13 protein-coding genes are annotated in these 13,140 nt (G+C 35.4%); 11 read left to right on the plus strand and 2 right to left on the minus strand.

Annotated features, from left to right (window positions below):
* The first annotated feature begins 32 nt into the window (after window positions 1-32).
* The 11 genes from recQ (at window position 33) to recA (ending at window position 11,184) form a co-directional block, all read left to right on the plus strand.
* Complete coding sequence (recQ, locus tag AC1RPR_RS04055; RefSeq protein ID WP_481761592.1) at window positions 33-1,784, plus strand: DNA helicase RecQ; 1,752 nt, start codon at window positions 33-35, stop codon at window positions 1,782-1,784.
* A 20-nt stretch (window positions 1,785-1,804) separates the two neighbouring features.
* A complete protein-coding gene (locus tag AC1RPR_RS04060) occupies window positions 1,805-2,266 on the plus strand; it encodes an ASCH domain-containing protein (RefSeq protein WP_481761591.1) in 462 nt (153 codons plus the stop codon).
* A 4-nt stretch (window positions 2,267-2,270) separates the two neighbouring features.
* The gene (locus AC1RPR_RS04065) at window positions 2,271-2,651 is read left to right on the plus strand and encodes a VOC family protein (RefSeq protein ID WP_481761590.1); all 381 of its coding nucleotides are present in this window, start codon (window positions 2,271-2,273) and stop codon (window positions 2,649-2,651) included.
* Between the two features lie 135 nt (window positions 2,652-2,786).
* Window positions 2,787-3,731 (plus strand): Gfo/Idh/MocA family protein, encoded by a 945-nt coding sequence (locus AC1RPR_RS04070; RefSeq protein ID WP_481761589.1) that lies wholly within the window; start codon window positions 2,787-2,789, stop codon window positions 3,729-3,731.
* A gap of 212 nt (window positions 3,732-3,943) precedes the next feature.
* Window positions 3,944-5,404, plus strand: coding sequence for a glycoside hydrolase family 1 protein (locus AC1RPR_RS04075; RefSeq protein WP_481761588.1), 1,461 nt, complete (start codon window positions 3,944-3,946; stop codon window positions 5,402-5,404).
* A gap of 11 nt (window positions 5,405-5,415) precedes the next feature.
* Entirely contained in the window at window positions 5,416-6,087 is a 672-nt protein-coding gene (locus tag AC1RPR_RS04080; protein ID WP_481761587.1) for an N-acetylmannosamine-6-phosphate 2-epimerase, read from the plus strand.
* Between the two features lie 201 nt (window positions 6,088-6,288).
* Window positions 6,289-6,870 (plus strand): sugar O-acetyltransferase, encoded by a 582-nt coding sequence (locus tag AC1RPR_RS04085; protein ID WP_409022058.1) that lies wholly within the window; start codon window positions 6,289-6,291, stop codon window positions 6,868-6,870.
* 221 nt (window positions 6,871-7,091) lie between these two features.
* The gene (locus AC1RPR_RS04090) at window positions 7,092-8,669 is read left to right on the plus strand and encodes a BCCT family transporter (RefSeq protein ID WP_481761586.1); all 1,578 of its coding nucleotides are present in this window, start codon (window positions 7,092-7,094) and stop codon (window positions 8,667-8,669) included.
* A gap of 239 nt (window positions 8,670-8,908) precedes the next feature.
* Window positions 8,909-9,214, plus strand: coding sequence for a rhodanese-like domain-containing protein (locus AC1RPR_RS04095; RefSeq protein ID WP_481761585.1), 306 nt, complete (start codon window positions 8,909-8,911; stop codon window positions 9,212-9,214).
* Between the two features lie 168 nt (window positions 9,215-9,382).
* Window positions 9,383-9,808, plus strand: coding sequence for a MarR family winged helix-turn-helix transcriptional regulator (locus AC1RPR_RS04100; protein WP_409022061.1), 426 nt, complete (start codon window positions 9,383-9,385; stop codon window positions 9,806-9,808).
* Between the two features lie 215 nt (window positions 9,809-10,023).
* The gene (gene recA / locus AC1RPR_RS04105) at window positions 10,024-11,184 is read left to right on the plus strand and encodes a recombinase RecA (RefSeq protein WP_481761584.1); all 1,161 of its coding nucleotides are present in this window, start codon (window positions 10,024-10,026) and stop codon (window positions 11,182-11,184) included.
* 114 nt (window positions 11,185-11,298) lie between these two features.
* Here recA and AC1RPR_RS04110 read toward each other — a convergent pair whose 3' ends face one another.
* Window positions 11,299-11,709, minus strand: a complete 411-nt coding sequence (locus tag AC1RPR_RS04110) for a hypothetical protein (RefSeq protein ID WP_481761583.1) — start codon at window positions 11,707-11,709, stop codon at window positions 11,299-11,301.
* On the minus strand, window positions 11,702-13,012 hold the full coding sequence (locus tag AC1RPR_RS04115) for a Y-family DNA polymerase (RefSeq protein WP_481761582.1): 1,311 nt from the start codon (window positions 13,010-13,012) through the stop codon (window positions 11,702-11,704). Before AC1RPR_RS04115 ends, AC1RPR_RS04110 begins: the two co-directional genes overlap by 8 nt.
* Window positions 13,013-13,140 lie beyond the last annotated feature (128 nt).

Consider the following 13,140-nt stretch of genomic DNA (forward strand, 5'->3'; position numbering starts at 1 on the left):
ATCTGAGAAAATGAGCAAAGAGAAAGGATTATATGAATCCACAATCAGTTTTAAAAGAAAAATTTGGGTACGACAATTTTCGCCAAGGTCAAAAAGAAGTTATTGATCGTATTCTAACGGGTGAAGATGTTTTAGCTATTATGCCTACAGGCGGCGGAAAATCGCTATGTTACCAAATTCCAGCACTTATATTAGATGGACTAACGTTAGTGATATCTCCTTTAATTTCTTTAATGAAGGATCAAGTTGATGCTTTAAATGAAAATGGCATTCCAGCAACCTTTATCAATAGTACGCTAGATTACACGGAGGTTCGTGAACGCTTTAATCAAGCTGCTCGTGGTGAAGTTAAGTTACTTTATGTGTCACCAGAACGATTAGATTCTGATGGTTTTATGGCAGATTTAGCGGAATTAAGAATTGATCTTGTCGCTATTGATGAAGCGCACTGTATCTCACAATGGGGGCACGATTTCCGTCCTAGTTATTTACGCTTAACGGAAACGATTCAACGTTTGAATTCGAATCCGACGATTATTGCATTAACAGCGACAGCGACAACTCAAGTAGCTGCGGATATTATGCAACGATTATCGATTATACATGAAGTTAAAACTGGGTTTTCACGTGAAAATTTAGCCTTCCAAGTCGTTAAAGATCAAAATAGTGATCGTTTCTTACTCGAGTATTTAAAGGGACAGAAACAACAATCTGGTATTATTTATGCAAGTACGCGTAAAGAAGTCGAACGGTTAACGAAATTAATAAAAAAAGCTAAGATTAAAGTGGCGATGTATCACGGCGGGTTGCAAGAAGATGAACGTCGTCAGAATCAGGAAGACTTCTTGTACGATCGTGTTCAGGTAATGATTGCGACGAATGCATTTGGGATGGGAATTGATAAAAGTAATGTTCGATTTGTAATCCATGATCAGATACCTGGTAGTTTAGAAGCTTATTATCAAGAAGCCGGACGTGCTGGACGAGATGGCTTGCCAAGTGAAGCAATTTTACTTTTTAATTTAAAAGATGTTCAGATTCAACATTTTTTCATTGACCAATCTGAAATGGATGATGTTAATAAAAAACATGAGTATTTAAAATTACAAGAAATGACGCAATACGCAAACACGCAACAGTGTTTACAACAGACAATTGTGAATTATTTTGGCGATGAAGCACCAGAATGTGGCCGTTGCGGCAATTGCTTGGATACACGAGATGCACAAGATATTTCGATTGATGCCCAAAAGGTTTTATCATGTGTAAAACGGATGGGTGAACATTTTGGTAAAGGGTTAGTCGCACAAGTTTTAACAGGTTCAAAAGTCCAAAAGGTGATGCAGTTTAGATTTGATGAATTACCTACGTATGGACTGATGAAAGATCAATCGCAGAAGGAAGTTTCTGGATTGATTGATTATTTAGTTGCGTCAGGTTTTTTACAGGCTTCAAGCGGCCAATATCCGGTTCTGCAACTTGCTGCAGAAGGAGTTGGCGTCTTAAAAGGTGAAACTAAAGTTACACGTAAAATGGCTGTAAAAGTTAAACAAGCATTACCTGAAGATAATGAACTATTTGAAGAATTAAGACAATTACGTCGCGAATTAGCAGAGGAACAAGGTGTACCGCCATTTGTTATCTTCTCTGATAAAACGTTATATTCAATGTGTGAGGTTATGCCGGAAACGTTAACTGATATGTTGGATGTTAAAGGTGTTGGTGAAAGTAAATTGGAAAAATATGGTGAGTTGTTCTTAGATATATTAAACGCAGAAGATTAAATTCTTGAAGGAGAGTTCATATGACAATTTATGAGTATTGGCAAGCATTTAAAAAGGCAAATAAAATTGAACATGATAATTATGATGCATGGTCATTTGGCGTCACTAAGAAAGAAACGTTAGAATTAGGTAAATTAGTTTTAGATGGTCTTAAAACAGGGACATCGTCAGCTTATAATTTATATTTTGATGAAGAACCTTTACCAAAAGTTGGCGATTACAATGTCATTGTTGATTATAAAGATAATCCAATGGCGATTACGAAAACAATAAAAGTTTATGTGACACCATTTAACGAAGTTACAGAAGAGCATGCTTTTCTTGAAGGCGAAGGCGATAGAAATTTAGCTTATTGGCGAAGTGTTCATCAATCTTTTTTTGAAGAAGAATTAGAAAGTGTTAATAAGACATTTGATGAGACAATGCCAGTGGTTTGTGAGGAATTTGAATTAGTTTTTCCGATTGAAACAACGGAGGTTTAAGCAAATGAAAATCGAACACGTTGGTTTATGGGTAGAAAATCTTGAAGCAATGCGTGATTTTTATGTGACTAATTTTAAGGCAACTTTTGGTGTGCGTTATGACAATGGGACTAAAGGATTTTCGTCATACTTTTTGAGCTTTCCAGATGGTCAAGCAAGATTAGAAATTATGACGAGAACGGATATTACAGATCGCTATCCTGATGGATTTGGTTATGCACATTTAGCCTTTTCTGTTGAGAATCATGTGACCGTTGATCAAATGGTGATTGATTTTAAAAAATCTGGAATAGAAGTTGTTAGTGGCCCTCGGACAACAGGGGATGGCTATTATGAAGCAGTCATTTTGGACCCTGAAGGAAACAAAATTGAACTTGTAGGTTAAAAAATAAGATTGAATCACGAGAAGGTCACCCCGGAAATGGGGTGACCTTTTTGAGTTTGAAATTTAATTTGGTGCATACTGTATGAGTCGGCTATAATTAATGAAAACGGTTAAATAGAAATGGAGATAAGAACAATGAATTTTGGAATTATTGGTTACGGTAATATTGCAAAGCGATTTTATGAAAGTATTCGATATACAAAAAATGGACAAGTTACAGCAATTGGATCAAAGTCATTATTTAATGACGATGTGTTTAAAGCGAATAATCCAGATATAACCATTTATGATTCATATCAAGCTCTTTTAGGCGATGATTCGATTGATGGCGTTTATATCGCATTGCCACATATGTTGCATAAAGAGTGGTCACTAAAGGCGTTGAAGCTAAATATTCCGGTATTTTGTGAAAAACCGGCTGTACTAACAACGACAGATATGAAAGAAATTGAATTAGCTTCAAGTGAAAATCAAACCTTATTTGTTGAAGCGTTTAAAACAAAATTTAACATCGGTATGGATCATTTAAAACAAGATTTAGCTTCAATCGGACCCATCCAAACCATGTCAGCTAACTTTTGTTCTAATGCCATTCCATCTCAAAAAGCAACTTCATATTTACTTCAAAAAGGACAGGGTGGTGCTTTGAACGATATCGGTACTTATCCAATTGGTTTTGTGTTAGAAATTTTAGGTTCAGATATTTCGCATATTGAATCAAAATTAGACATGCATAATGGGATTGATGAAAAATTTTCAGCAACGATACATTTTGAAAAAGGCGCTCAGGCACTCATTGAAGGCGCAATAAATGAAGCTAAACCGCGAGTTGCGATTATTGTTGGGCAACAAGGTCGTATCGTTATTCCAATGTATAATCGAATTGAAAAATATACGATTGAATTAAATGATGGACAAAAAATTAATCGGGACTATAGTATCGTTGGAGATGATATGACGCTTGAAATTCAAGCTTTTATTAATCTAGTTGAAATTGGTGCAAAGACTTGTGAGCGACATAGCCTACAGGATACGTTTAATATTATTCAGGTTATTGAAAAAATAAGGCAAGGTGAGTAAGCCTTTAAACTAACTTTGACAGCGCTTACTATATTTGATATACTTAATTTGTCAAATAAGGGCTGTAACTGATTCGATCAGGCATTACCTATTGATAACTATTTGTTTAGTTATCAATAGGTAATTTTTTTGAAAAAAACTAGTAAAACCTCTATTTGAAATAGTTCACAGATACATAAGTTAAACAAAAAACTTTGAAGGAGTGTATTAATATGTATAAAACAGATTATCCAAAAGGGTTTAAAAAAGGTTTCTTATGGGGTGGCGCAACAGCTGCAAACCAAGTTGAAGGTGGCTGGGATTTAGATGGCAAAGGGATGACTACTGCTGAAGTTATTCGTAAATCTGAAAAAAGAACAGAAATGAATCTTGGTTCTGTCACAATGAAAGTCATTGAAGAAGCGATGGACGATAAAACCACTGACCATTATCCAAAACGTCGTGGGATTGATTTCTATCATAATTATAAAGAAGATATTAAATTATTTGCAGAAATGGGTTTTAAAACATACCGGATGTCTATGGCATGGGCACGAATTTTTCCAAATGGTAATGAAACGGAACCCAATGAAGCTGGGTTAGCATTTTATGACCGCGTTTTTGATGAGTTAGCTAAGTATGATATTGAACCTGTTGTCACATTATCGCATTATGAAATGCCACTTGATTTGACAGTTAAACAAAATGGGTGGGTAAGCCGTGACACAATTGCTAGTTTTACACATTACACGGACGTTGTACTTAACCGTTTTAAAGATAAGGTTAAATATTGGTTAACGTTTAACGAAATTAATGTTAGCTCATTTGGTTTCATGGAAACGGGTGCTGTTGACAGTGAATTAACACAGAGAGAACAATTACAAATTCGGTATCAAGCTGTTCATCACCAATTTATCGCAAGTGCTTTGGTAGTTGAACAAGCACGGAAAATTAATCCTGATTTTGTGGTAGGTTGTATGCTTGCTAGAATGCAAACTTATCCATCAACGCCTAATCCAGCAGATGTTCGTGCCGCTCAAGAAAATGATAATTTAAACTTGTTCTTCACCGATGTTCAAGTCCGCGGCGAATACCCTGAATACATGAACCGCTATTTCAAAGAAAATGATGTTCATATTGTGATGGAGCCAGGGGATGAAGCTATTCTTAAAATGGGCAAAGTTGCGTTCCTTAGTTTTAGTTATTATATGTCAACGGTCACTTCAGCTGGCAAAACGGGTGATACATCGTTAGGAAATATGATTAATGGTGAAAAAAATCCTTACTTAGAAACAAGTGACTGGGGTTGGCAAATTGATCCCATTGGATTAAGAATCACATTGAATGCAATGTGGGATCGTTACCGTGTGCCACTATTTATTGTTGAAAATGGAATTGGGGCCCTAGATAAGTTAGGCGATGATGGCAAAGTTCATGATGACTATCGCATTAAGTATCTTGAAGAACATATCATTCAAATGAAAGAAGCTGTTATGGATGGTGTTGATTTAATGGGGTACACAATGTGGGGCTGCATTGATTTAATTAGCGCATCAACTTCAGAAATGAGTAAACGTTATGGGTTCATTTATGTTGATCAAGATGACGATGGAAATGGCTCATTGAAACGTTACAAGAAAGATAGTTTTGATTGGTATAAACAAGTTATTGAGACAAATGCTAGTGATATATAAAGGGAGATAATATGATGAATTTAGATGAAATAAAGAATGGGTTAGTTGTTTCTTGTCAGGCACTAGAAGGTGAACCATTATTTAGTTCATTTATCATGGGGAGAATGGCCCTTGCAGCTGAGATGGGTGGTGCTGTGGGGATACGAGCAAATTCAGTTTCTGATATTGTAGAAATTAAAAAACAAGTAAAATTACCGTTGATTGGCATAATCAAACGAGATTATGCAGATTCAGAAGTCTATATTACAGCAACGATGAAAGAAGTAGATGAATTACTGGAAACTGACGCTGAGATTATTGCATTAGATGCAACGGTTAGACAACGGCCTCATAATGAAAAGGTAACTGATTTAGTCAATAAAATTCATGAAGGAAATAGATTAGCCATGGCAGATATTTCTAATTATGAAGAAGGCGTTATGGCTGAAAAAAATGGATTTGATATGGTTTCTACAACGATGTCAGGATATACAGAATATACGGACGAAAGGGATAGCCCAGATTTTGATTTACTAGAAAAGTTAATTAAAAATCTTAAAATCCCTGTTATTATGGAGGGTCATACAACGACTCCAGAAGAAGTTAAGAGAGCATTTGATATTGGCGCATTTTCGGCAGTTGTCGGTGGCGTTATTACAAGACCTAAACAAATAACACAACTATTTGTTGATAAAATAAGTTAAATAAATCTTCTAATGATTGATGAACAGCGAATATGCTGTGAATTGTTATTAGAAGATTTTTCTGTAATAATAGGGTTAAAATTTACTCTAATTAAAATTAATCCAATTCAATTAATGTTAATAAAATAGCTTTATTTTACTGTGTTTATAGAAAATAAATTTCTATTTAACAAATCATGACATAAGTGGTATTCTTATAACATGATAAAAACTGAGAGAGAAAAGATGTCAGATGGTGAACCGTATGAGCAGTTGGATCCTGAACTAGTTGAACGACGAGAACTGATTCGGAGAAAACTGCGGACAATTAACCAGCTTGACGATAATAAGCAACAAAATACAAATATTAAAGCATTATTGGCTGATTCCGGTGAAGACTTTTGGGCCGAAACGGGAATCGAATTTGATTATGGATTTAATATTCATATCGGAAATCACTTTTATGCGAACTACCATTTAACGATGTTGGACACTTGTCCAATCACAATTGGTGATCATTGTTACATTGGACCAGACGTTGGATTTTACACGCCAGTACACCCCTTATCTGCAAAATTACGTGATGCGGATGTTGAAATGGGTAAACCAATTACGGTTGGTGATAGTGTCTGGATGGGTGGACACGTCACGATTTTACCAGGAGTTACGATTGGTAATCGAGTCGTTGTCGGCGCTGGATCTGTGGTCACAAAATCGTTTGGTGATGATCTCGTAATTGCGGGTAACCCGGCACGAATTATTCGTTATCTAGATGATAACGGTGACGTGAGTCCAGGTAAGTGATTCGATAGAATATTATAATTTACGTTATGAGTATTTGTATAAGATAGCAAAGCTAACAAGCACGCTGTGCAGATATCCCTAGTGGAGAAACTGTATCAGTGTGCTTTTTTTGTGCAATTAAAAGCAGAATTATCGGAGTGAGTACGGCGATGAATTAAAGATCGTGCTCTAAAATTTAGGAGGAAATTTTTATTTTAGAAAAACAGAATATCGACAAAAAAATGTTTTTACCGACTGTGGCATTATTTATTTTAGTATCAGTTGGATTATTACTCGGTGGGTCTGGTTTGAAGGCAGAATTAGGTTCAATAATGGATGCTATTACGGCCCACTTGAGTTGGGCTTACCTTGGTATCTATATTCTCAATTTTGTTTTCTTTTTATATATTGCATTAAGCCATTATGGCAAAATTACATTGGGTAATAAAGGCGAAAAGCCGGCATACAGTGATTTTAAATGGGGTAGTATGGTATTTGCGACGGCCATTGATGCCAGTATTTTAATGCTTAGCATGGTTGATCCACTTCGCTACGTGCAACAACCTTTGTTTGGTGCTAAAGCGATGTCTCCTGCTAATTATCAAAATGCTCACATGTTAGGTCAATTTGATTGGGGTCCAATGGCGTGGATGATGTTTGCATCTTCAGCTGTAATTATTTCATACGTTATGTACGTTAAAAAAGCGAAAGTTATGTGTGTTAGTGATGTGATTCCTATGTTAAAAGGGGATCAGCCTTATAAAAAAATCTTACGAAAAATAATTGATTTTCTTGTCGTTTTCGGTATTATGGGCGGTGTTGGTTCATCAGTTGGGATGGAAATACCTGTATTATCAAAAATTATCGCAACATTAACGGGAGTCCAAGATACAATACTTTTAAAATTAGCATTATTTGTTGTCCTGTTCAGCATTTTCACGTTAACCATGTTTAAAGGAATTAAGGGTGGGATTGATCGATTGAGTTCAGCTCATATTTGGACAGCCATTGGCTTTTTGTTAATTGTTCTGTTAGTTGGACCAACGGTTTATATTTTGAAGTCAGAAGGTAACAGTCTTGTACTGATGGTTACTCAGTTTGTAGCAATGAGTACAGGGACAGCTTCAGGATTAGGTCATGCGATTGACCCTGTTAAATCGGAAACTATTTTCTATTGGGGTTGGTGGTTAACTTTCATGCCATTCATGGGCTTATTCATTGCTAGAATTTCGCGTGGACGAACGATTCGTCAGGTGATATTAGGGATGCTTGCGTATGGTGCTTTAGGATGTATGAGTTTCTACGCAATCTTAGGTGGTTATTCACTCTATTTACAACAAAGTGGAGCTGCTGATTTAATTCATACACTGAATGTATATGGTCAAGCTGCAGCAATTGCACAAGTTATTTCAACATTGCCATTTAAATACGTAATGTTAGTTATCTATGCGATTTCATGTTTTATCTTCTTAGCAACGACGATTTCATCATCTGCATTTATCGTGTCGTCGTTTACTAGTACAAAACTCAAACCGACAGAGCAACCAAGTTTGTTTAACCGCTTGGTTTGGATGGGAATTTTCATGTTATTCTCATTTGGTATCGTCTTCGTTGGTGGTTTTAAAACAATCCAAGCTATCTGTTTATTAGCTGGGTTCCCATTAATTTTTGTGTCACTGTTATTGATTATTTCAACGTGGCAGTACTTAGCCGAAGATCGTTCAACGGAAAGTGCTCATGATTCATTGGTTAAAATTTTTGGAAAATTAAAGAAGAACTTAGTTTCTTATCAACATGTGATACATGATAGTAATAATTAAATATAAAGAGGCCACTCCGTTATTATGGAGTGGCTTTTTAGTACCCATTTTTAGTATTATGTTATAACCTACGCTGTTCCCAATTAAAAAGAGACGTAAGTCTTACCTTAGAGCCTTCTAAATCTATCAATATTAAAATCTAAATATTTGAAAAATATGAAATAAAAACATATGATAATATAGATAATAAATTGATACAGACTAATAAAAACCATAACTAAATAAAAGAGGGTAACTAAATGAACTTTGAAGATGATATTCCAACAATTACGACTACGGAACTTGACCTATTATTAGCACAAAAGCCACAGATTATTGATGTTCGAGAAGATGACGAGTTTGCTGAAGGCCATATTCCTGGGTCAATTAATATTCCGTTAGATGAAGTTGACGATTATGAATTAACAGGTAAAGCATATATTATTTGTCGATCAGGACGTCGTAGTGCACAAGCTGCAGATATCCTATTTGAAAAAGGTTATGATGTTGTTGATGTATATGGCGGAATGCTTAGCTGGCAAGGTTCAACAGTTACAGGTAGTTAAACGTTTTCAGTGATAACATATTTTTATTAAAATCGGGGACGTATTACTTGTGTATACGCCTCTTTTTACATTATAATAAGTCAAATAAACATTTATGTATTAGAAATCAATAATTTTTTGCTTTATTTTGGGTGGGAACTAAGGCGATCTATAACTAGGAGGGTCAAAATGATTGAGTTAAGTGGGACTTTCAACAAATTAAATCAGTTGTTGAGCTTGTATGGGAAACAAGATGGACTAATGAACATTAAACAATTGGGGACAATTGATACTTATTATCTAAATGCGATCGAACAGTTGAACAGTCCAACAATTGGACGCGTTTCAAAATTGTTGAATCAATCAACGCCAAATACGAATTACCATTTGAAAAAATTAATCACATTAGGATTAGTGGAAAAAAAGGCTGATATAACAGATAAACGAGTTGTTCACTTATCTGTTACGGATAAGTATAAAGGTCTAACAACTTTTAATAGTGACTTTTGGAATCAATTGGAAAGTAAATTGGAAACGCAAGTTACAGGGCAGGATCTTGCAACGTTCAGACGCGTTTTAAAAGAGACAATTAGTCAGATTGAATCGATGGAATAAGTTAAATAAATAGAAATTATTTAAGAAAATGGCGTACTTAATTAATGAGCATGCAGTATAATTGAATACATCGATACCTAGTAAGAACGATAATTGCATCGTTCTTTTTATTTTCGGTAAAGATGATTTAACGCTTGCGATATAAATTTTAATGAGGTATGATAAGTAAATGGAAACGAACAGATGTTCTACTATTGAGAGGATGGTTACTAACTATGGCTAACAGAAGTATTGCAACCGGAGACGGCAAAAGAAAAGACGGTAAAGAACGCGAAGCAGCACTAGAAAAAGCGTTATCAGCAATTACAAAAGAATTCGGACAAGGTGCCATCATGAAGATGGGGGACAAAGCTGACACGAAGATTGATGTTACTTCAACTGGGATTTTATCATTGGATTACGCATTGGGAGTTGGTGGTTTTCCTAAAGGCCGTATTGTTGAAATATACGGACCAGAAAGTTCTGGTAAAACAACAATTGCACTTCATGCAACAGCAGAAGTCCAAAAAAATGGTGGTACAGTTGCTTATATCGATGCTGAAAATGCCATGGATCCCGCATATGCAACAGCATTAGGTGTTGATATTGATGGATTACTATTATCACAGCCAGATACTGGTGAACAAGGATTAGAAATTGCAGATGCTTTGGTATCCAGTGGTGCCGTTGATCTTGTCGTTATCGATTCAGTTGCAGCTTTAGTTCCTCGTGCAGAAATTGAAGGCGAAATGGGTGACGCTCATGTTGGGTTACAAGCTCGTATGATGTCACAAGCTCTCCGTAAATTGGCTGGTTCAATCAACAAAACAAGAACAACTGTTATTTTTATTAATCAATTACGTGAAAAAGTTGGTGTCATGTTCGGTAGCCCTGAAACAACACCAGGTGGCCGTGCCTTAAAATTCTACGCAACAATTCGCTTAGATGTTCGTCGCCGTGGACAAATTAAAGATGGTACGGATGTCATTGGTAATGAAACAACTATTAAAGTTGTTAAAAACAAGGTAGCACCACCATTTAAGATTGCTGAATTAAATATGATGTACGGGTCAGGTATCTCAGCTACTGCTGATATCTTAGATCTTGCTGTTGAAAATGGTATTGCTGAAAAAGCTGGGTCATGGTTCTCATACCATGGCGAACGTTTAGGTCAAGGTAAACCAAATGTCGTTAATATTTTGGAACAAAAACCTGATATGTTACATGATATGGACCAAGAAGTTCGTGCAAAATTATTTGCACCCGATGAAGAACCTGCTAAAGAAGTTAAGGAAGAATCAGCAGCACCAAAGAAAACAACTAAAAAAGTTAAAAAAGCTGACGATGCTCCAGTGTTAGATTCAAAAATCGAAACATTAGATTTACCAGAAGCTTAATAAAAAAAATAGTAAAGTGAACCTCCAGTATTGGACCAATCCAATACTGGAGGTTTTTTTATAATTAATCAAACAAAAAAGGTAGAAGAAGTATAGTAAGTAGAAGTTATCTACTTATATACTTCTTCTACCTTCTCCATTAGTCATTTGGCTTAATGATATTGCATGAATATCATTAATTTTAACGGTGATATGATTGATAATTATATTATCTTCATACCAGCCATTAATGAGTCCCTGTATAGGTTCTAAAAGTGTATCATCCAAATTTTTATTAGTGAGATCAACAGTGACAGGGGTGGATTTAATGATTGCCAAATTGATTACTTCTGCAATTTTAGTATCATTCATCTTAATGTCATGTGTTAATTTCTGTTTTCGTGTCTCTTCGTTTAATTTTTTTGTTCGAGCCGATGTATGGTCGCTTAAATAGAATCCTTGCCATTTCATCATACCGCGATCGTGATAATCATATTTTAAAAATTGATTTATCAAATTTGCATCAACATCAGTTGTTTTACTCATAGGTATTACCCCCAGCATGGCCACCGACTAACCCAGCGCGATAAATAGCTGTTGCACCTTCAGACTTACTGGAAAGTTTTACGATCGATTTAAAACCATATTTTTTTCGTATGATGTCAATGGTATTGTCCAAGTTGTGATTCTTTTGTTCCGTATTATTAGTGTCAAACATGTCTAATTGTTGACTATTATCGTCAACTAATTTGCCACACGAAATACTAATATGTCTTAGAGCTTCATGACGCCATTTTTTTCGAAATAGGTCGATGGCATATTTTGTGATTTGGGCATTACTATTTGTTGAATCAATTTTTAATGAACTACCAAAGCCTGAATATCTTTTTCCAGAATCTGTCGTTTCGGCTAAAGAAAATCCAATGCCTAAATTAATGACAGTAGCCACTTTGTGATGAGAACGTAATCGTGCTGCTACTTGTTCTGCAATTTCACGAATAACGACTTCAATTTCAGATTGGATAACATAGTCTTTTGGTAAGACTTGGCTATTACCATAGGATTTTTCCTTGGGGGTATATTTATCATGAATGATTGAACGATCAATTCCCCAAGAAAACGCAAATAATTGGCTACCAATTACGCCAAATTTGTTTTTTAATTCATATGGGTTGAAGTGAGCTAAATCGTTCATTGAATTGATATGATTTTTTTGTAATTTTTCGGCAGTTTTAGATCCAATTGACCAGATATCGTCAAGTTGTGTTATTGGCCATAACTTATCGGGGACGTCTTCATAATGCCATTCAGCAATTAAACTATGGTTATGTTTTGCTTCAATATCCAGAGCTAATTTAGCAAGAAGTGGATTATCACCAATACCAACGGTTGTATAAATTCCTGTTTCCCCTTTGACCGCAAGTTGAATTTTACGAGCAACTTCATAGGGACTATTTCCGAAAAGTTTCCAACTAGTCGTCATATCAATAATTGACTCATCGATAGAGTATGGGTGAATATCGTCATTTGAGGCAAATTGTTGAAATAGCTTATTGATTTTTAAGTTCTCTTCTATGTAAAGATTCATTCTGGGTTGGGCAACAACTAAACGTTTATCATGAATTGGAACATCAGTAGCTCGTGATACGTTTGTGATACCAAATATTTTCTTAGCCATAGGGCTAGCAGCTAGTACTAACCCGCTACCTGTATTCTTTGCTGTAGACATAACAACGAGAATAGAGCGTAATGGATTAAGACCGCGTGCAACTGATTCGACAGAAGCATAGAAAGATTTTGAATCAATCATAAAGATGACTTTTCTAGGTTCGTTACTATAATTGTACATTCGAGGAAACCTCCTTAACATATATCCAATTATACGAACATACGTTTCTTTAGTCAATGATATTTAGTCAAGCGGTGCTATAAATAATAAAAAGAATAACTTATACCTTTATATTTAAGGTATAAGTT

The sequence above is a fragment of the Dellaglioa sp. CoH-57-MRSF-22 genome, assembly GCF_056781895.1.